This window comes from Pedobacter sp. AK017 (assembly GCF_014200825.1).
GTDB lineage: Bacteria > Bacteroidota > Bacteroidia > Sphingobacteriales > Sphingobacteriaceae > Pedobacter > Pedobacter heparinus.
In genome coordinates, this window is record NZ_JACHCW010000003.1 from 81,965 (window position 1) to 103,003 (window position 21,039).

Annotated in this window: 15 protein-coding genes and 1 other RNA gene; 13 read left to right on the plus strand and 3 right to left on the minus strand. The window is 42.2% G+C overall.

The features are described from left to right. Positions 1–143: 143 nt before the first annotated feature. From HDC92_RS05285 to HDC92_RS05345, 13 genes are all read left to right on the plus strand, one after another. Positions 144–731 (plus strand): sigma-70 family RNA polymerase sigma factor, encoded by a 588-nt coding sequence (locus HDC92_RS05285; RefSeq protein WP_015808348.1) that lies wholly within the window; start codon positions 144–146, stop codon positions 729–731. A 66-nt stretch (positions 732–797) separates the two neighbouring features. Then, positions 798–1,970 (plus strand): FecR family protein, encoded by a 1,173-nt coding sequence (locus HDC92_RS05290; protein ID WP_183872822.1) that lies wholly within the window; start codon positions 798–800, stop codon positions 1,968–1,970. Positions 1,971–2,274: 304 nt separating this feature from the next. After that, positions 2,275–5,649 (plus strand): TonB-dependent receptor, encoded by a 3,375-nt coding sequence (locus HDC92_RS05295; protein WP_183872824.1) that lies wholly within the window; start codon positions 2,275–2,277, stop codon positions 5,647–5,649. A gap of 5 nt (positions 5,650–5,654) precedes the next feature. Continuing rightward, positions 5,655–7,394, plus strand: a complete 1,740-nt coding sequence (locus HDC92_RS05300) for a RagB/SusD family nutrient uptake outer membrane protein (protein ID WP_183872826.1) — start codon at positions 5,655–5,657, stop codon at positions 7,392–7,394. Between the two features lie 73 nt (positions 7,395–7,467). Next, entirely contained in the window at positions 7,468–8,319 is an 852-nt protein-coding gene (locus HDC92_RS05305) for an endonuclease/exonuclease/phosphatase family protein (RefSeq protein WP_255484455.1), read from the plus strand. A gap of 54 nt (positions 8,320–8,373) precedes the next feature. Beyond that, the gene (locus HDC92_RS05310; protein ID WP_183872830.1) at positions 8,374–10,104 is read left to right on the plus strand and encodes a DUF6528 family protein; all 1,731 of its coding nucleotides are present in this window, start codon (positions 8,374–8,376) and stop codon (positions 10,102–10,104) included. Positions 10,105–10,304: 200 nt separating this feature from the next. Further along, a complete protein-coding gene (locus HDC92_RS05315) occupies positions 10,305–12,149 on the plus strand; it encodes a TonB-dependent receptor plug domain-containing protein (RefSeq protein WP_183872832.1) in 1,845 nt (614 codons plus the stop codon). Positions 12,150–12,250: 101 nt separating this feature from the next. Continuing rightward, positions 12,251–12,520, plus strand: coding sequence for a hypothetical protein (locus HDC92_RS05320; RefSeq protein ID WP_183872833.1), 270 nt, complete (start codon positions 12,251–12,253; stop codon positions 12,518–12,520). 72 nt (positions 12,521–12,592) lie between these two features. After that, positions 12,593–14,056 carry an Asp-tRNA(Asn)/Glu-tRNA(Gln) amidotransferase subunit GatB gene (gatB, locus tag HDC92_RS05325; RefSeq protein ID WP_183872835.1) on the plus strand — a complete coding sequence of 488 codons (1,464 nt, stop codon included), beginning with the start codon at positions 12,593–12,595 and terminating at the stop codon, positions 14,054–14,056. An 8-nt stretch (positions 14,057–14,064) separates the two neighbouring features. Then, entirely contained in the window at positions 14,065–15,174 is a 1,110-nt protein-coding gene (locus tag HDC92_RS05330) for a TlpA disulfide reductase family protein (protein ID WP_183872837.1), read from the plus strand. 105 nt (positions 15,175–15,279) lie between these two features. After that, positions 15,280–15,969: a response regulator transcription factor gene (locus tag HDC92_RS05335; RefSeq protein WP_015808338.1), complete on the plus strand. Its 690-nt coding sequence runs from the start codon at positions 15,280–15,282 to the stop codon at positions 15,967–15,969. 49 nt (positions 15,970–16,018) lie between these two features. Further along, entirely contained in the window at positions 16,019–16,741 is a 723-nt protein-coding gene (locus tag HDC92_RS05340) for an RluA family pseudouridine synthase (protein ID WP_183872839.1), read from the plus strand. 12 nt (positions 16,742–16,753) lie between these two features. Next, positions 16,754–18,538, plus strand: coding sequence for a chloride channel protein (locus tag HDC92_RS05345; RefSeq protein WP_183872841.1), 1,785 nt, complete (start codon positions 16,754–16,756; stop codon positions 18,536–18,538). A 1-nt stretch (position 18,539) separates the two neighbouring features. On the opposite strand, the gene HDC92_RS05350 is transcribed toward HDC92_RS05345, so the two are convergent. The 3 genes from HDC92_RS05350 to HDC92_RS05360 form a co-directional block, all read right to left on the minus strand. After that, the gene (locus HDC92_RS05350; protein WP_183872843.1) at positions 18,540–19,946 is read right to left on the minus strand and encodes a sigma-54-dependent transcriptional regulator; all 1,407 of its coding nucleotides are present in this window, start codon (positions 19,944–19,946) and stop codon (positions 18,540–18,542) included. A gap of 62 nt (positions 19,947–20,008) precedes the next feature. Continuing rightward, positions 20,009–20,387: RNase P RNA component class A (gene rnpB, locus HDC92_RS05355), an RNA gene on the minus strand. 40 nt (positions 20,388–20,427) lie between these two features. Then, on the minus strand, positions 20,428–20,904 hold the full coding sequence (locus HDC92_RS05360) for a helix-turn-helix domain-containing protein (RefSeq protein WP_183872845.1): 477 nt from the start codon (positions 20,902–20,904) through the stop codon (positions 20,428–20,430). Positions 20,905–21,039: the final 135 nt, after the last annotated feature.

Below are 21,039 nucleotides of genomic sequence, written 5' to 3' on the forward strand. Positions count from 1 at the left end.
CCTATGGCAGCTTGTTTTTTATATCAATTTTTAACGCAGCTTATAAAAATTCAGGATTGCGCACTGCATCATTACAATAAAACAAAAATATTTAATTAACATTGAGACAGATATGATTAGCTTTAAATAAGGATTACAACGCAATGGTTTCTTATGGTACGCATAGCGATAATGAATTGGCTGTTCTGCTAAAAGAAGCAGACAAAGATGCTTATACAGAGATTTATAACCGGTACTGGAAGAAAATGTTACTGCTGGCCTGGAACCATTGTAAGGATAAATCGCATGCTGAAGATATTGTACATGAGGTTTTTATCGCCTTGTGGAACAGAAGGGACGGGGACTTGATAATGAATGTTCCTGGATTTTTAACAACAGCCATAAAATTTAATATTTTTAAACATTACCAGAAAGTGCAGCAGCGTAAACAACTGGCTCTTAAAAATTATGAATTTAAAGAAAGTAGCTATGATGAGGATAAACTCGATGCCCTGTTTCTTAAAGAATACATCAACGGCATTGTAGAGCAGCTTCCTGAAAAATGTCGTCTTACCTTTAAATACAGCCGGGAAGAGGGGCTGAATAATGCTGAAATTGCTGATAGGATGAATATTTCGGAAAAAGGAGTAGAGGCCAATTTAACACGTGCCCTGAAAATAATTAGGGGAAACCTCAAAGATTCCGGCCTGCTCTTGCTGTTGTCGTCCGTACTCTGGAAAAATTTATTTTAATTTCTATATAGGGTCAGCCCCTTTTCACAGTACACCTGTATATTAACATAAGAATGAAATATGCGGATGAAGCAGGAACAGATCAATGACCTGATTAAAAAATATACTGCAGGTACAGCAACTAATGAAGAGCGTGAACAACTGCATCAATGGTACCGGGATATCGCTTATGCGGATGCTGAATATCCTGATGACGAACATCTTGTACACAAAAGAATGCTGGAACGCCTGCAACGTGAAATTATACCGTTAAGAAAATCAAAGGTTCTGATCCGGAGGATAGCGGCAGCTGCTACTGTTTTCTTATGTCTGACAGCAGGCTTTTATTTTTATAGGGTCAGATATAAGACTGTAGAAACAACAGCGCTTTCTTATGACGTTGAACCGGGTGGCAATAAAGCTGTACTTACCCTGGTAAATGGCAGTAAAGTAAACTTAAGTGGAGTTAAAAGTGGCATAGTGATCAACACCACAACATTAACTTATAATGATGGAAGTAAAGTTCAGGTTTCCCCCCGGACTGAGGACTTATATCCTGGTGCTATGCCGGGATCAGGTCCTTCATCACAACAGGAAATGATGGTCAGCACCCCAGATGGTGGTACTTATCAGGTTGTTTTACCGGATAGTACCAGGGTATGGCTGAATGCCGCTTCCAGTTTGAAATTCCCGGCCACATTTTCGGGTTTGGATAGCAGGAAAGTTGAGCTTAACGGCGAAGCTTATTTTGAAGTGGCAAAGATCAGGACCAAGTCTAAAACATCTGCCGCAGGTGCCAGAGTACCATTTATCGTAGTCAGCAAAGGTCAGGAAGTAGAAGTACTGGGAACCCATTTTAACATCAGTGCCTATACCAATCAGGCCGCTACAAAAACAAGCTTACTGGAGGGACTCGTCCGCATTAAAAATGATAAAGGAAATGCCCTGCTTAAACCTGGTCAGCAGGCCATTAACGGTGCAAAAGGAATAGAACTGGTAAGTGGTGATGCAGAAGATGCAATAGCCTGGAAAAATGGCTATTTCATGTTTGATAATGAAGATCTGGCCAGTGTAATGGCAAAGCTTTGCCGTTGGTACAATGTAAGTGTGAACTATGAAGATGAAGCGGTTAAAAGTGTAAAGTACTATGGCACCATAAGCCGTTTTGAAAAAATATCAAAGGTGCTGACCAAGCTCGAAACTACTGGTAACCTGAAATTTGAAGTGAAAGGGAAAACAGTTCATGTGTCCGAGAAATAACAGTCAGCCTTTAATGATAAAACAACCAATTAAATAACCAGCTAAACATCAAATGAAAAATCCAGAAAAGAAAACTTAACCGCTTATATGGATAGCCATAAGAAAGGAGTGCAGCGAACACCCCTTTCTAAATCTGCTACCATCCGGTAAAACCGGCCGAACAATTAATTATTCATGATTCATTGCGCTTGCCCTGAGGTCTTAAATCAACAGCAATCGCATAAACACAGACAATCAAATGTATAAAAATTATACTAAAATTTTATGTATGCCATCTGGCAGCATAGCTAAACTGCTATTAATTATGAGGTTAACCACTGTCATATTAATTACCACCCTGCTGCAGGTTAGTGCTTCCTCTTTTGGGCAAAGAATGACCTTAGAGCGGAAAAGCATTACCCTGCAGCGCATTTTTAAGGAGATCAGGAAACAGACGGGGTATGATGTCCTGCTGTCTACCAACAGAATCAGGATCAATTCCACCATTGACGTCAGTTTCAGCAATGCCGCGTTGGATGAAGTTATGGAAAAGGTAATCCAGGGCAGAGGATTAACCTATACCATAGAGGATAAAACCATTCTGATCAAACAGAATGCTTCGTTAATGGACAAATTAATGTTTGTATTCAATGCCATAGATGTACGTGGCAGAATAACAGATGATAATGGAAAAGCGCTGCCCGGTGCTTCTGTACATGTAAAAGGAACTAAAACAACAGCGGTTGCCAATAATAACGGAGAGTTCTTTTTAAAAGGCATTGAAGACAATGCTGTTTTGAGTGTGTCTTATCTCGGCTTTATCACCAATGAGATCAGGGTAGATCGCCAGACAGTAATCAATGTAGTTTTAAAGGAAGACCAGACCGGCTTGAATGAAGTTGTTGTTGTGGGTTTCGGAACCCAGAAAAAAAGCAATCTCACGGGTTCAGTAAGTACCATTTCTGCCAGAGATCTGGTAGGAAGGCCAATCACTTCCGTATCGAGTGGACTTCAGGGCTTGCTCCCCGGTTTAACGGCTGTAGGGCAAAGTGGAATGCCTGGAGCATCCGGGGCCATGCTGCGCATAAGGGGATTAACTTCTTTAAACAATTCTGAGCCTTTTATACTTGTAGATGGTATTCCTCAGGACCTGAACAGTATCAACCCGGAAGATATTGAGTCTGTTTCCCTGTTAAAAGATGCAGCTTCCACATCTATATACGGAACTAGGGCGGCTAACGGGGTCATTCTGATTACCACCAAGTCGGGCAGCTTAAATCAAAAGATCAGCATCAGTTACAACGGCTACTATGGGATTCAAAAACCCACTGCATTGCCAAAAATGCTGGGTTCGGCTGCTTATATGGAACTGCTGAACGAAGCACAGTCCAATTCAGGTATCCCCCCATCATTTACCCAGTCCCAGATAGAAACTGCACGTAACGGATCTGATCCGAATTATTTTGCCAATACCAACTGGTTCAATGAAATCTATAAAAATAATGCGCCCCAGCAAAATCATGCTGTTAGTTTTACAGGTGGTTCTTCAGACCTGAAGTATTATATGTCCTATGGTCGGCAGGACCAGCAGGGACTGGCTGTTGGAGACCAGTTTGGTACGGTACGCAACAATGCAAGGATCAGGCTCAACGCTGCAAAAATATTGGATATACTGGATATAGATGCTAATCTGGGCTATATAGACCGTGATGTAAACCAATCTTCTGCTGCTACCAGTCAGAATGGAGGTGTTTTTTATACAGGCCTTACCATCTCACCTTTAAGTCCGGTTAAATTTACAAATGGTTTATGGGGCTATGGTGGTGGTTCAAGTAATCCGGTAGCAATTGCAACAGATGGAGGATTTGACCTGGCCAAAACACAGCAGTTTACCGGAAGTATAGCAGCCACACTTCATCTGATGAAAGATCTGGAACTTCAGGCGCAATATGGTCTGGACATGCACAACCAGAACAGAAATATCTTCTCCCGCAGGATAGATTATCTTTATCCCGAAACAGGGGCCATCTGGTATACCTCAAACCCAAACAATACCCTTGATGAACGTCAGTACATCAATAAGATCCAGACTTTCGCTGCACAGGTAAATTACCGGTTAAATTTAAATGCACACCATTTAAAGGCCCTGGCAGGTACCCAACTGGAATGGCGCAGAAATGATTACTGGCGTGCCGTCAAAACTAATTTTCTGAGCGATAATGTTCCCGTGTTAAATCTTGGGACTGCAAATCCTACCAATTATGGTGATGCCTTTCAATATGCATTGAGGGGGTATTTTGGCCGTATAAACTATGATTTTGCAGATAAATACCTTTTTGAAGCCAATTTAAGGTACGATGGGACTTCAACTTATGCTCCGGAGTCGCGTTATGGCTTATTCCCTTCTGCATCTGCAGGTTGGCGCTTTACACAGGAAAATTTCATAAAGAACAGTACCGCCTTAGCCTGGTTAAGTGAAGGAAAAATCCGGATGTCCTACGGTTTATTGGGCAATCAGTATAATGCAGATGCTTCAGGTTATGGCGAATATTATCCTTATATACCTTCTATCATTTCAGTATCTACCATGCCGATAGGCAATGTCCTTACACAGGGATTTGCCCAAACTGTTCTCGCCAATACGGCATTGGAATGGGAAAAGGTAAGGATGTTTAACATAGCAGTAGACCTGGCCCTTTTCAAAAACCGCCTCACGTTTACAGCTGAATGGTATAACCGTGAAACAAGGGATATACAGCTTAAAGTTGCCCAGCCGGCAGTAATTGGCGTTTCAGTTTCTGATCAGAACGCCGGTTCTGTATCCAATAAAGGTTGGGAATTGAATCTGGGATGGAACGACCAGATCAAGGAATTCAGGTACGGTTTCAGCGCCCAGCTTTCAGATGTAAAGAACAAAGTAATCAGTTTGGGGGGCGTAGCACCAACTATTGCCAATAACATTCGCTTGGTAGGTTATCCGATCAATGCTTATTATGGATACAAAACAGCGGGGCTGGCTCAGGCAGCCGATTTTACAAAGGATGAGGTAACCGGAAAACTCAGTCCTAACTTTCCGGTATTTCCTGTAGATGCAGGAAAAGTGGCTCCGGGCGACTTGAAGTTTGTTGATCTGGATGGGGATGGGATCATATCGGCAGATAAGGACCGTACCGTAATTGGCGATCCTTTTCCGCATTACACTTATTCTTTCAGGGGTAACCTTGGTTTTAAACAGTTCGATTTTTCATTCTTCCTTCAGGGCGTAGGCAAGGCAAACGGATACATTTCCGGTCCTGCCATACATCCTTTTTATGCTGATGCAGCTTTTCCACAGGAAATGCACCTGGATCACTGGACGCCTGACAATACCACTGCCTGGTATCCGCGCCTGTTATTTAAGGATACCCGGAATACGACCAGGCAGCTGGCCGAATACTGGTTGCAGGATGCTTCCTATCTGCGGTTAAAGAATATCCAGCTGGGCTACACCATTCCAAACAAATGGATCAGTAAATGGAGGGTCGATCAGTTCAGGATCTTCTTTTCGGCCGATAACCTCTTTACAAGCACCAATTTTTTTAGTGCATACGATCCGGAAACCATTGTACCGGGCGAGGCCAGTGGCGATAAGATCAGCAATGGCGGATTTTATCCCCAGGTTAAAACAATCATTTTTGGTATCAATCTAAGATTAAAATAATTGTCATGAATAACGAAAATACATCATATAAAAACCGCAGGTCATTTTTACGTGAAGCCACATTCTATAGCCTGTCCTCCTTCATCGCCATGCCTGCCCTGGCTTCCCTGTTAAGCGGATGCTCCAAGGATTTTTTAGATCGTCAGCCGCTGGATGCCATTACCGATGTTAGTTTCTGGGAAACTGAAGAACAACTTAAGCTGGCCGTAAATGGCTGCTATGCTTATCTGAAAGGAAAAAGTGAAACCTTGCAGGATAGCTATGTTGATCTGGAACGCTGTGGCGATAACATCATCTATCCGCCACTTTCCGACTACCTGTCTATCTCTACCGGTGTTTTTGATTATAACCTTCCATCGATCAATAATGAGTGGGTAAAACAATATGCTGCGATCCGCAGGTGCAACCATTTTCTCCAGAATTATGAAAAAGCAAAGGGTGTAAAGCCAGATCTGCTTAGCAGGTATGCCGCAGAAGTAAGGTTTTTACGCGCCCATTATTATAGCTTTCTGATCATGTTGTTCGGCGATGTGCCTCTGATCACCAAAACCTTAAATATAGGTGATCCGGAGATAATGGCCACTCAGACGCCAAAGGCTGAAGTACTGAACTTTGTTTTGCAGGAACTGGAAGCTGCAGCGCCTTCGCTTCCCCCAACTTATACAGCCGTTGATTCGGGTAGGATTACCAGGGGCGCAGCCCTGGGATGGAAAGCAAAAGTTGCCTTGTTCTTTCAGAAATGGGATGTGGCTGAAGCAGCCGCTAAAGCCGTTATGAATTTAGGGATATACAGCTTGTACTCAAATGGAAATACCAGCACAAGCTACAAGGAACTGTTTACTTACAAAGGTAAAATAACCAATGCTGCCAATAAAGAAACTATCCTGGCCAGGCCATATCTTGCCAATGTATCGGAGCATAACCTCAGCAGAGAAAGCTGGGTGCCCGATCAGGTTTCGCGTTTTAGCATTACCAAATCCCTTGTAGATGCTTATTTATGCAGCGATGGAAAACCGATTGACAAATCTGCCTTATATAGCGAAAGCACTTATGCTGCTATTTTCCAGAACAGGGATCCCCGGATGATACAAACTGTGCTAAGTCCAGGTACGGCTTGGGAAGGTAAAGATGACGGTGATCAGGATTCAAACCCAAATGCCATTTTCAATTTGCCAAAATGGGATGCCGATAAAAAAGGAACGGTAACCGGTACAGGTTATTACAACCTTAAATATGTAGAGCCAACTGCAGTGGGTGTTTATAATAAAGATGCCAACGACATCCATTTGCTGAGGTATGCGGAGGTCTTGCTGACCTACGCAGAAGCCAGGATGGAGCAGGGTACTTTAACCCAGACCGATCTGGACGATACCATTAATAAATTAAGAACCAGGGTTGGTATGGTCCAGATGAAGATCACTGAGCTGAATGCCTGGGGTATGGACCTTCGTACCGAGATCAGAAGGGAACGCAGGATTGAGCTGGCACTGGAAGGACACCGTTATTTTGATATCCTGCGCTGGAAGCAAGGCAGCTTACTGGCAGAAGATGTGAAAGGGATAAAGAAAAGTCTTGTGCCGGCTTACAATCAGGTCTACATTGCTACTATCCCCACAGATGCACAGGGTTACCTTATTATCAATTCAGGACGGAAATTCGTAGAACCTAAAAACTACCTGTGGCCGGTACCATTGCCACAAAAGGATCTGAACCCTAATCTCGTTCAGCCAGATGGCTGGAAATAACCAATTCTTTTTAAGAACAGCGCACCTGTATAGTACTTACAGGTGCCTGATCTGTTTGTTAATTAAATGTACCATGAAACAAATATTGTCAGTAAAATATTGTACACCAGCCTTTTTTTTATTGTTGCTGCTATCTTGTGGCAAAGGAAAAGGAGGTTCAAATGTAGAACAGCCAGAACCACCGGTTCAGGTTACAGGTGCAAAAATAAAGGTCATGACCTATAACATTCATATTGGCAACCCACCCTCGAAACCTGCCGGTATTGTTGATCTGCCTGCTATTGCTGCTGTAATAAAAGCCCAGGACCCGGACCTGGTCGCATTACAGGAAGTAGATGTGAATACCAACCGTTCAGGGACAAGTCTTGACGAAGCTAAAGAACTGGCCAGGCTTACAGGGATGAATTATTTTTACACCAAGGCAATTGATTATGATGGCGGTCAGTTTGGTGATGCTGTGCTTTCCCGTTTCCCAATATTGGAAAGCAAGGGTTATGAACTGCCGGTAACTGCAAAACTTGGAGGCGAAACCAGGTCTGTAGCCCTCATCACTGTGGAGAAAGAAGGCCAGCGCTTTTTGTTTGCCTCTACCCACCTGGACCATTTGACTGCCGAGGATAACCGGATGCTCCAGGCTACTGAACTCGTTAAAATTGTGAAGACCTTTACTTTGCCACTAATTATTGCCGGTGATTTTAATGCCACCCCCATGTCTAACCCCCTTACGATCTTAAGGCAGGAACTGAGCTGGGGATGTAAATCTTCCTGCCCTTTAACTTTTTCTGCGCAAAAACCAGGTTCAACAATTGACTATGTAATGATGCGCCCTGCAGAAAAATTTAATGTGTTGAGTTATGTGACAGTGAATGAAAGTTATGCATCAGATCATTTGCCGCTTGTTACAGAGATACAATTGGTTAAATAATCAGTTATTCATCAAAAAGCAGGGTCAAATCTGCCTGAATTAAAAGAAAGCGTTATGAAAAGAATTAATGTTATAGCAATAATAGTCGCCTCAGCCTTGTTTTTGGCCAGCTCATGTTACAAAGCAGAATTAAACCCGGGAAATGAAGCAGAACAGAACCGCGGGGCAACTCAAAGTACTTTGACCCCTTTAACAAGCCTGGCCGGAACTTCCATTAAAGATAGCTGGGTAGCTGTATTGGATGTAACCAACGACAAGATCAATGTTTATGATTGTTACGCAGCAAACTGGACGGCGGCGGCACTAAAAATGAGCTGGAGCCCTACTACGGCAAGATTATACAGTTCGACAGAAGTAAATGCCTGGGGAGATCCAAGAGATGTAAGGATCCGCCAAAGCCCCTGGGGTGGTGCATGGGCTGCTGTTGGAGGTAACCTGGCCACCATTGCCATTCAAAGCACCGGAAAAAGGCAGTGGGCATTAAACCTCGGGGCAGGTACCACACCGCACGGCGTGGAGCTTCTGCCCAATGGGAATATAGTAGTTGCAGCAAAGGATGGCAATTGGGTGCGGGTATATACTTCCTCTCAAGGGGGCAGCAGTACCAGCTACACGCAGTTTAGCATTACTTCGCCCACTGCAGTACTTTGGGATCCGGTAAATAATGTAATCCGGGTAACCGGAACAATTGCCGGAGCTTCTGTATTGGCCGCCTTAACCGTGGGTGGTACTGCTGCAGCACCTACACTTACCGAAAATGTTTCTTTACGAAGTACATTACCAACAGCAGGGGGACAGGATGTGACAGATTTTGCCGGTGATCCCAATAAATTATGGGTATGCAGCAGTACAGGTGTATATACCTATAACAAGACCAGCAAAGCATTTACAGCGATTGGAAATTATGCCTTTAGAAGCGGTGTGAAATCCTGCGTGAACCAGATCTCAGGCAGGTTGATCCAGGCAGACCCATCAAACGCTGCACATATTGATTTTTGTGCAAGCAGCGGTGTATGGCACCAATGGCAAAACCTCGTAGGTACATCAAATTACAGGGCAAGGATCTGGAAATATGACTACAGCATTGCCGCCCAGTCTGAAGAAATTACACTCATGACATACAACATTCTGTTGGCATGCAGTGGTTTGCAGACCATCGCAAATGTAATTACAGCGCAAAACCCGGATCTGGTCTGCTTGCAGGAGGTAGATAAATATACCAACCGTTCGGGTACTTCCATAAACCAGGCCGAAGAGTTGGGTAAATTAACAGGAATGTATTATTATTTCTCAAAAGCAATGGACTTTGACGGGGGCGAATACGGTGATGCCATACTTTCTAAATGGCCCTTGTATGAAATTACGCGTTATGTGCTGCCTGCCGGAACGGGAGAGCCAAGACAGATGGCTGTGATCAGGACTGAGAAAAATGGGGCCATGTTTAATTTTGCCGGTACGCACCTGGATCATCTTGGACCTGCAGCAGGGAATAGTTTACTGCAGGCAACCGCCATCAACAACATCGTAACTGGCATTAGCTATCCTTTTATTCTGGGTGGTGATTTTAATGAAATACCTAGTTCTGTTACCATAGCCAAGTTAAAAGAAAAGTTTACTTTAGGCTGTATAAGCAGTTGCCCGGCAACACATCCTTCTAATGCAGCAACAAGGAGTATAGATTATTTTATGTCACGACCCGGAGGCTTTAACGTGTTGAGCTATGGAACAATAAATACACTGGCTTCAGATCATCTTCCTGTTGTGGCAACAGTAACCCTTCAATAATATATCTTATAAAGCATTGGGGTATTATAACAACCCAATGCTTTTTTAAACAGATTTCCGGAAAGCATTATATTTGCCGCTCGAAATCAAAAAAGATGTATTTAAAAGCTAATGTTTTTCCTGTACGAACGCGCTCAACATGTTCGGCGCTCTCAAAGCTCTCCACGCTATTAATGCTATTAATGTTTTATTGGTTTTCGATGGTTTTTTCTGCCCGTGCACAGCAAGGCCGGGTTAAATTAAATAAGGATACCGTTAATAAACTGAATGAAGTTGTAGTAAAAGAAAACAGGCTTCAGCTTCCTTTTTCCAAGCAAAACAGGAACATCTGGATCATGGACAGGGAGAAGGTCCTGGGTTTGCCGGCAAGGTCAGTTGCCGAATTGCTCAGCTATATTTCAGGTGTAGATGTCCGTCAGCGTGGTCCCGGTGGTGTGCAGGCCGATATCAGTATAGATGGGGGGACATTTGACCAGTCGCTTGTTCTGATCAATGGCTTCAAAGTTTCTGATCCGCAGACAGGCCACAACATGATGAACCTACCCATAAGCATAAACGATATTGACCATATCGAAGTCTTGCGTGGATCGGCGTCCCGGGTTTATGGTATTAACGCTTTAACCGGTGCCATTAATATTGTAACCCGCAATGCGCAACAAACAGGCCTTTCTGCAAATGTATTTGCCGGGAGTAGTTTTAAAGACAATATTTCGGGTGATACATATTACAATTATGGTCTTCAGGCCACAGGGAACCTGGTGTCAAAAACGGCTCAGCACTTGTTTTCGGCCAGCCAGGAGGCAGGTAATGGCTATCGTTACAATACTGCTTTTAACAATCAGAAAGTATATTACCAGGGAAAATTTGCTGCGGGTAAAACGGATGTAATTGATGTGCTTGCCGGTTATACCCATAATAATTTTGGTGCAAATGCTTTTTATTCGGCACCAGGCGATAAAGAAGCAGAAGAAACCGTAAAAACAGCCCTGGCCTCAGTTTCTTATACCGCTAAGCTGGGCCAAAACTGGATAATGGTGCCCAGAATCAGCTTCAGGAACAACACAGATGATTATCTTTACATCAAACAAACGCCGGATAAATTTCATAACCATCACCAGACTAATGTTTTTGATGCAGAACTGAACAATAATATACAAACCGATATAGGGGTTTTTGGGCTCGGACTGGAAGCAAGGTCAGAGCGCATTAACAGTACAAACCTGGGTAAAAGGAACCGTAACAATGCAGGGCTTTTTGCTGAATATAAATTTGAACCGCTCATACATTTACAGATCAACCTTGGGGCTTATATAAATTACAATTCGGATTATGGATGGCAAAGCTTCCCGGGACTGGACCTTGGATATAATTTTTATGGTAACTGGCGTGTATTCGCCAATGTCGGAACCGGACAACGCCTGCCTACGTATACAGATCTCTACTATAAAGGACCTACCAATATCGGGAATGATCAGCTAAAACCGGAAAAATCCAGATATGCCGAAGCCGGAGTTAAATTTAACAACGAGAACTTTACCATGAATGCCAGTTATTTCGTTCGCCGCATAGATAACTTCATTGATTGGGTTAAAAATATACAGACCGATCCATGGCAACCACAAAACTTTAGCCGCGTAAATACAAATGGTCTTACCTTCAGTACAGATTATACCCGGAAACTGGAAGGACAGGTTTTGAACCACATCAGGATTGGTATAGCTTATACCAATTTGGATCCCAGCTTTAAAAAAACATCGGCTACAGCAAATTTTTCGCGTTATGCACTGGAAAGTCTGAGGAACCAACTGAGCAGTACCATCAGCGGAGAGTTTTATCAGCTGTTCTCGCTTACGTTAACCAGCCGCTACAATGAGCGCATCAATTACAAGGATTACATGACCATGGATGCGAGAATAGCCTTTAAGCAAAAACACTATAGCCTATATGCTGAGGGGGCAAACCTGTTTAACATTCAGTACATTGAAGCTGGAGCAGTGCCCATGCCTGGCAGCTGGTTTACAACAGGGTTAAAAACGAGTTTTTAACCGGAGTCCAGTTAAACAAATTTATTTGATACTTGTTTTTATTTAAAATAAAACAGGCATTTGAGTACTTTAGGGTACCATTATAGAAATGACAGCTTAAAATGACAGAAGAAAAAAGTACACCGTTTTATAGCAGAAGGGAATTTAAATATCTTACAATTGCTTGTACAGCATTAATTGTTACAGCTGTAGGTGCTGTTTTTTATAACAAACACCCTAAGCCTGTGCGGCATAAAAGCGGTAAAGTTATCGAATATGAAGCCCCGGTAGCTGCCGGTAAGGTGGCAACTGAAAATGCAGACAGTGTAAATTTTACGTCGCAAGATTCGGCTAAAGTGGCGGATAGTAGTATCGTTGCTGTAGATAAATAAAGGTTTTTAACGTATAAATGGTTATGTTTGTATGTAAAACACATCAGAAATTAAGAAAACTATTGCCTATAAATGAGTACGAAAACCTCAGTTTCTCCATCAGAATTCGAATTGGTATCTGGTTTAGAGATCCACGTACAACTCAATACACAATCTAAAATATTTTCATCCGATAGTGCAGCTTTCGGAGCAAAACCCAATGAACACATCTCGGCAGTTTCACTGGCCCTGCCTGGTGCACTGCCTAAGTTGAACAGGGAAGTAGTAGCTAAAGCTGCCAGAATGGGCCTGGCCTTAAACTGTAATATCAATCAGGTTAACTATTTTGACAGAAAGAACTATTTCTATGCCGATTTGCCTAAAGGGTATCAGATCACACAGGACAATAAACCCATCTGTCAGAATGGGTTTATCAATGTAACCCTGGGCAGCGGAGAAGAAAAACGGATCGGTATCAACCGCATCCATCTGGAAGAAGATGCAGGTAAAAGTCTGCACGACCAGGATGACAGATATTCTTATGTCGACCTGAACAGGGCTGGTGTACCTTTAGTTGAAATTGTAACTGAACCCGATATCCGCAGTGCGGAAGAAGCTTCACTTTTGCTTACCGAGATCAGAAAACTGGTGCGGCACCTGGATGTGAGTGATGGAAATATGGAAGAAGGAAGCTTACGCTGTGATGCCAATATTTCTATAAGGAAAGTGGGAGCAATTGAATTTGGTACGCGCTGTGAAGTAAAAAACTTAAACTCCATAAGAAATGTGCGCAGGGCAATTGATTTTGAGTTTGGCCGTCAGAAAGAAGTGGTTTTGAGTGGTGGCAGTATTGTCCAGAGTACACTTACTTTTGATGCAGACAAGGGAACTACTGCACCCATGAGGAGCAAGGAAGAAGCCAACGATTACCGTTATTTTCCTGACCCGGATCTGGCACCCGTACACATTTCAGATGAATGGCTGGCCCAGTTAAAATTTGATATGCCTGCATTACCACAGGAAATTGCCAAAAAACTGGTAGCAGATTATGGAGTAAGTACTTCTGAGGCAACTATGCTTGCTGAAGACCACGATCTTTTGCAGTATTTTAACGATGCATTGGAGTTTGTTAATAATAAAAAGAATTTGGTAAACTGGCTTACAGGACCAATAAGGGCATTGCTAAATGAAAAAGAGATCGGCATAGCAGATTTTAAAGTTATTCCGGAACAGCTCGCCGATGTGATCAACATGGTTGATGATAAGCAAATTACACAGCAGGTTGCTTTACATCAGTTATTGCCCGAATTGCTTAAAGCCCCTGCCGTTAACGTATTGGAACTGGCAGCAAAACTGAACCTGCTGATCGTAGACAACGGTGATGAACTGTCTGCCTTTGTAGATGAAGTACTGGCGAGGTATCAGGCGCAGGTTGAAGCGTATAAAAAAGGTAAAAAAGGGGTGTTGGGTCTTTTTGTCGGCGACGTAATGAAGCTCGCCAAAGGTAAGGCTGACCCTCAGAAAATAAATCAATTGTTACAGGATAAGTTAAAATAATCAGGAATATGATGAAGAGAATCGGATATATAGTGCTGCTATGCATTGTTTTTGCAGCATGTAAAGACAAAGGGAATTTTGTAGTAGAAGGAACATTTAAAAATGCGGCAGCAGGCAGTAAGGTTTACCTGTTTGGTATACAAAAGGATCAGGTAAAACCCCTGGATTCAACGGTGTTTTCAGAAAAAGGGGAGTTTAAATTTATCCATAGCACGCCCGCAGTAGATTTTTTCAGGATATCTTCAGGTCATAGTGAATACATGATTATAGCCCAGAATGGTGATCAGATCAAAATACAGGCAGATCTGGCCGATAAAAACCTTGGCTATACCATATCAGGTGCTGTAGAAGCAGATAAACTGGAAGAACTGAACAAAACTAAAAACCAGTATATGGTTAAGATAGGGGAGATCCAGCGCAGTTTTGATGAAGCCGTAGCCGCACAGCCCGATAAGAGGGACATGATCATGGAGCAAATGCGACCTGCCTATACCCAGGAGATTGATGGCTTAAATAAGGCTGTCCTTAAGTTCGCACAAAACAATACCAGCTCGCTTGCGGGCTTTTATGCCGTTAATCTGTTAAACCCGGCAGAGTATGAAAAAGAGCTGGTAGATTATGCCGATAAGATTAAAAGTAATTTCAATAACAATGCTGCAGTTGCCGAATTTCTGGTAAAAATGGCTAAACTTAAATCTGTACAAGTAGGGCAGCAAGCCCCGGAATTTATCATCAACAGTGTAGATGGCAAGCCTATTAAACTGGCCGATTTTAAAGGTAAATATGTAATGCTTGATTTCTGGGCATCATGGTGTATGCCCTGCAGACAGGAAAATCCCAATGTAGTGAAAGCTTACAATGCCTATAAAGATAAGAATTTTACCATTTTAGGAATTTCCCTGGATAAAGATGCAGAAGCCTGGAAAAAAGCCATAGCAGCCGATAACCTGAGCTGGGCACATGCCAGCGACCTGAAAGATTTTGAAAGTCCAACAGCGTTGTTATATGGTATAGATGCCATTCCAAGTTCTTTTATTGTAGATCCGAATGGAAAAATAATAGCTAAAAACCTTCGCGGTGCAGAACTGGATGCTTTTTTAAATAAAACTTTACGCTAACCCTAAATTCATGTTAATATACAGGGTGTAATTAACAATTTGTTAACCTGTGTTTAACGCTATATTATAATTGATTACCTAATTTCGTAACAAATAATTAAAGCTATGAGCACCGTAAAACAGAAGATACTTATTGTTGATGATGAACCCGATATTTTAGAATTAATAGAATACAACTTAAAAAAAGAAGGTTATCAGGTTTATCTGGCGGGTAACGGACAGGAAGGGATTACGATTGCGAAAAAGGTACATCCTGATCTGATCATCCTGGATATTATGATGCCTAAAATGGATGGGATCGAAGCTTGCAGATTGATGCGTGCCATTCCTGAATTTAAAAATACATTTATGGTATTCCTTACTGCCCGCAGTGAAGAATATTCCGAGATTGCCGGTTTTAACGTGGGTGCTGATGATTACATCGCCAAACCCATTAAACCCCGTGCCCTGGTAAGCCGTATCAATGCCATCTTAAGAAGAAATTCAAGTACGGACGACGTGTCAGACAATAAGGTGGAAATAGGGGACCTGGTAATCGACAGGGAAGCTTACCTGGTGTACCAGAACGGGCAAAAGGTAGTGCTGGCTAAAAAAGAATTTGAACTGTTGTACCTTTTGGCCTCTAAACCAGGTAAGGTATATACACGCGAATCTATATTAAAGAATATCTGGGAAGATTCTGTAGTGGTAACCAACCGTACCATTGATGTACATATCCGTAAATTACGCGAGAAACTGGGCGAAACCTACGTCGCTACCGTAAAAGGAGTAGGGTATAAGTTCGAGTTGTCTTAGACATTGCCACTAAGAATGCTTACTTTTGTACTTTACATAAAATTACCGAGTGAAGTACCCAAATTTTAAAGATCTCATACTGTTTGAAAACGATGATTATGTCGTAGTAAATAAACCGCCCTTCGTCGCATCATTAGATGAACGTGGCGGCTCAGGAGAAGTGAACATTCTCCGCCTGGCAAAGCAATATGTAGCTGATGCACAGGTATGTCACCGTTTAGATAAGGAAACGTCAGGTGCCATTATTATCGCCAAAACACCAGAAGCCTACCGTAACGTTGCCATGCAATTTGAAAAACGTAAAGTAAATAAAACTTATCATGCGGTAGTTGACGGACAGTTTACATTCAAAGAATTGTTTATCGACCTCCCCATTTTAAATGATGGTAATAAAAGTGTGACCATCGACCGTAAGGAAGGCAAACGTGCAGAAACCATATTCAATACCTTGAAACATTACAGGCATTATACACTGGTAGAATGCAAGCCCATTACCGGGCGCATGCACCAGATCAGGATACACCTGGCTACACAACGTGCAGCCATTGCCGGCGACGATATGTACCGGGGCAAGCCTGTATACCTTTCCAGCTTAAAAAAAGGTTACCGTTTGGCAAAAGATGAAGAGGAACAGCCCATTATGAAGCGTTTTGCACTTCACGCGCGGCACCTGGTGTTTAAGGGACTGAACGGACAGGATATTGTAATTGAGGCTCCTTATCCTAAAGATTTTGCTACACTGATTAAATTACTGGACAAGTTCGACGCTTAAAGCTGTTTTAAGATGTACGTTAGATTAGTAAGTTATATAGATGCCATTAATCAGTACAGGAAAACAAAAATTTCTAACAGGAATTTCCTGGTCATAGCTGCATTGATTGTCGGTATACTGGCGGGTCTTGCAGCGGCATTACTTAAATCGCTGACACACCACATTGAAGATTTTTTGCAGACTGGTTTTCACTGGCAGTATAAGTATTATCTTTTTTTCTTCTTTCCTTTCATAGGAATTCTGCTCTCCGTATTGTATGTGCGCCGGTTTATCCGAAAAGGTAAGTTTGAAACCGGTTTAACGCCTATACTCTATACCATATCTAAAAAGTCGAGCAAAATAGAGCCACACAATATTTATTCGCAAGTGATAACCGCAGCTTTAACGGTGGGTTTTGGTGGTTCGACAGGACTGGAAGCACCCATTGTAACCAGTGGTGGTAGCATTGGTTCTGTAGTTGGTCGTTTTCTGGGCTTATCTTACAGGGAAACTACTATGCTGCTGGCCTGTGGGGCCGCGGCAGGTATTGCAGGAGCCTTTAACAGTCCCATTGCCGGGATAGTCTTTGCCATAGAGATCCTGCTGCCAGAATTTACCATTCCAGCTTTTATCCCCTTATTGCTTTCTGCGGCTACGGCAGCTGTAGTTGCCCGTTTGTTCTATAACGAGCAGCTGTTTTTTCTGGTTACAGAAGGCTGGAAGATGAATGCTTTGATCTATTACGTATTGCTGGCTGTACTGATCGGCTTGTTTTCTATTTATTTTAAAAAAGTAAACAGCTTTATTAAAACATCATTTTACAAAATTAGAAACCCCTATAAAAAAGTAGTATTGGGTGGTTTAATGCTGGGAATAATGGTCTTTTTATTTCCTACGTTATATGGGGAAGGATACATTACCATCAAAAATCTGCTGGGAGGTAATTATACTACACTGCTCAGTAACAGTATCTTTGCCGAATACAGCAGTCTGCCCTGGGTCATTATTCTCTTTACCGTCGTTACTGTTTTTGCCAAATCTGCTGCCACACTGATTACTTTAAGCGCCGGTGGTAACGGGGGAATTTTTGCTCCCAGTTTAATTATGGGTGGTTTAATTGGTTTTGCTGTCGCATTTGCAATCAATACACTCGGTCTTGCCCATTTAAGCGTGGCCAATTTTATTGTTGCAGGTATGGCCGCATCTTTAAGTGCCATTATGCATGCCCCTTTAACCGGTATCTTTTTAATTGCAGAAATTACCGGGGGCTATGTATTGATGGTTCCGTTAATGATTACTTCGGCAATTGCCTATCTGATTAACCGCAGTAAGCATAAATATTCCATTTATACACAGCCACTTGCAGAAAGAGGGGAACTGCTTTCTCTTGAAGATAAAGATGCAACTGTATTGAACATGATGAAACTGAGGCATCTTTTAGAGCATGATTACCTGGTTTTAAATGAAAATGACCTGATTTCTGACAGACTGAACGAAATATTACAATCTAAAAGAAATCTGTTCCCCGTAGTGGGGAATGAGCAGGACTTTAAGGGTTTGTTATATGTGGAAGACCTGCTTAAAAAAGGCATCAGCAATTCAGATACATTAGCCGTGCAAGACCTGATGCAAACTGCACCGGATGTAGCAGTCATTTCCGATTCTTTAAAACACCTGCTGCAAAAGATGGAAAAAGAAAATGCATGGCTGCTACCTGTATTGGATGAGCAAGGAAAATATCTTGGCCTTGTCTCAAAAACAGCCATCTTTAATAAATACAGGGCCTTGTTGAGCAGACAGGCAGATTATATGGGCTAGCTTATTCTGCTACCCTTTTCAAACCGAATTTTTCAATCTTACTGTATAGGTGACTACGCTGGATTTCAATATCATCAGCTGTTTTAGATACATTCCAGTTGTTTTTTTCCAGCTTGAATTTAATAAATTCCCTTTCTGCATGATCTTTATAATCCTGGAAATTATTAAATTTATCATAATCAACTGCCGGCCCATGCCCCAGTCCTGACTGGCCATTCGCCGTATTTACAGCCCCAATATTGGTCCCGCCGCCAGGATTCGCAAAAGCAATTACATCATTTTCAGTAATAACCTTATCACTTAAAATAATCAGCCGCTCAATCATATTGTGCAATTCACGGACATTCCCTGTCCATGGCAAAGCCTGTAAGGCTGTCATAGCCCCATCACTGATTTTTTTAACCGGCATACCGTAGTCCCTGCAAATTTCTTCAAGAAAGTTTAAGGCAATTTCGGGGATGTCCTCTGTACGCTCAGTTAAATGTGGAACATGAATATTGATCACATTTAAACGGTGGTATAAGTCCATTCTGAAATTTCCGGCTTCAATTTCTTTGAGCAAGTCTTTATTTGTCGCCGCCAGTACTCGGACATTAACTTCCAGTTCTTTTTCTCCACCTACACGTGTAATTTTATGTTCCTGTAAGGCTCGAAGTACTTTAGCCTGCGCAGACAGGCTCATGTCGCCAATCTCATCTAAAAACAAAGTGCCGCCATTGGCCAGTTCAAACTTACCGATACGTTGTTTTACTGCAGAGGTAAATGAACCCTTTTCATGACCAAATAGTTCACTTTCTATCAGTTCCGACGGGATTGCAGCACAGTTTACTTCTATAAGCGGACTTTCCGCACGTTGCGATTTCTCGTGCAGCCAGCGTGCCACCAACTCTTTACCACTACCATTTGCACCTGTAATCAATACCCTGGCTTCAGTAGGCGCAACACGTTCAATGGTTTCTTTAATTTTTCCAATATTTTCTGAACTGCCCAGGATGTCCCTGGTCTTGCTTACCTTTCTTTTTAATACCTTAGTTTCAGTAACCAGATTACCCCTGTCCAGGGCATTTCTGACTGTAATCAACAACCTGTTCAGATCAGGTGGTTTAGATATAAAATCAAACGCCCCTTTTTTGCTGGCTTCTATGGCGGTTTCTACAGTACCATGGCCAGATATCATGATGAAAGGAAGATCCGGACTATAGGCCAGGGCCTGTTCCAGTACTTCCATGCCATCCATTTTATTCATTTTAATGTCGCACAGTACAAGATCAAATTTCTTTTTTTTGATCAGTTCCAGTCCGTCAATACCATTGTCAATATCTTCAACCTCGTAATTCTCGTATTCTAAAATCTCACGAAGAGTACTTCTTATTGCCCTTTCATCATCAATTATTAATAATTTTGCCATAGGTAATGCTAATCATTTTGTGTCTGGCTACTAATATAATTTTAATAACCCATTTATAAAATAAAAAATGCAAGCCTGTAAGCCGGGTTCTGTTCCCGATAAATCGGGCTTCTACCATTAATCTACTATAAATGTTGCCATTTATCTCTAACGACCTACCCACTAACATCGGACGAGCAGCCCTACATGCGTTAGCCTATTTGGTCTTTCAACTCCCGGGGTTTACCAACCTTGCCATCACTGGCAAAACTCGTGAGCCCTTACCTCACGTTTTCAACCTTACCTGTGCTTAAAAGCCATCGGCGGTATATTTTCTGCGGCACTTTCCATAATTCAGGTATTCATTCCTGAACCTCTTCCCGTTAGGAAGCGGGATGCTCTGTGTTGCCCGGACTTTCCTCTTTCCCGGCGAACCGGGCCAGCGATAGAACAGCTTGCATTTTCAGCAAAGATAGGAAAAGAATGTATATTAGCTGATGAATCAGTTCCGGGAATTGTTGTTCTTGAATGTTGAAGGTGAAATACCAAATTTTTTCTTAAATGCTGCTGAGAAGTGATTGGTATAACGATAGCCCAGCATACCGGCTATTTCCTTCAAACCAATGCCCTGTGCAGCCGTCAGCAGCACTTTGGCCCGCTCCATTTTTAAATCATGCGTAAATGAGTTGATCGTTTTTTTGTATACCTGCTTAAAGCCCGCCTGAAGCTTGGTACGGTTCATGCCCGCATGGTTTGCCAGCTCCTGGATGGAAAAATTTCTCGACAGCTCGTTCCCGATCATTTCGGCAATAGCGGTAAAAGTATCTGTTTCTTTTTCTGTCCAGCCTGCGCCCGAAAGGGATGACGACGGTATGGTAAACTTTTTAACCAGCAGCAGCAGTTCGCTAACTTTACTGAGCTCCATCTTTTCCCTGAAAAGAATGTTCCCTGAAACATCTTTAATGTAAATATCTACCATAATTTTTTCTGCTTAATTCGTATAAATTCCTGCAACTCTCGTACAAAGTAACACATACTTTTGCATCAATTAAGAATAAGTCTAAATAAATATTAATAATTCAAAGATGCAAATTTTTACCATATACAGGTATTT

Coding starts and splice junctions, on each gene's coding strand:
- HDC92_RS05330 (WP_183872837.1), top strand. CDS start 14,065: ATGATGAAGAGAATCGGATATATAGTGCTGCTATGCATTGTTTTTGCA.
- gatB (WP_183872835.1), top strand. CDS start 12,593: ATGAGTACGAAAACCTCAGTTTCTCCATCAGAATTCGAATTGGTATCT.
- HDC92_RS05285 (WP_015808348.1), top strand. CDS start 144: ATGGTTTCTTATGGTACGCATAGCGATAATGAATTGGCTGTTCTGCTA.
- HDC92_RS05350 (WP_183872843.1), bottom strand. CDS start 19,946: ATGGCAAAATTATTAATAATTGATGATGAAAGGGCAATAAGAAGTACT.
- HDC92_RS05300 (WP_183872826.1), top strand. CDS start 5,655: ATGAATAACGAAAATACATCATATAAAAACCGCAGGTCATTTTTACGT.
- HDC92_RS05360 (WP_183872845.1), bottom strand. CDS start 20,904: ATGGTAGATATTTACATTAAAGATGTTTCAGGGAACATTCTTTTCAGG.
- HDC92_RS05320 (WP_183872833.1), top strand. CDS start 12,251: ATGACAGAAGAAAAAAGTACACCGTTTTATAGCAGAAGGGAATTTAAA.
- HDC92_RS05295 (WP_183872824.1), top strand. CDS start 2,275: ATGAGGTTAACCACTGTCATATTAATTACCACCCTGCTGCAGGTTAGT.
- HDC92_RS05290 (WP_183872822.1), top strand. CDS start 798: ATGAAGCAGGAACAGATCAATGACCTGATTAAAAAATATACTGCAGGT.
- HDC92_RS05310 (WP_183872830.1), top strand. CDS start 8,374: ATGAAAAGAATTAATGTTATAGCAATAATAGTCGCCTCAGCCTTGTTT.
- HDC92_RS05335 (WP_015808338.1), top strand. CDS start 15,280: ATGAGCACCGTAAAACAGAAGATACTTATTGTTGATGATGAACCCGAT.
- HDC92_RS05345 (WP_183872841.1), top strand. CDS start 16,754: ATGTACGTTAGATTAGTAAGTTATATAGATGCCATTAATCAGTACAGG.
- HDC92_RS05315 (WP_183872832.1), top strand. CDS start 10,305: ATGGTTTTTTCTGCCCGTGCACAGCAAGGCCGGGTTAAATTAAATAAG.
- HDC92_RS05305 (WP_255484455.1), top strand. CDS start 7,468: ATGAAACAAATATTGTCAGTAAAATATTGTACACCAGCCTTTTTTTTA.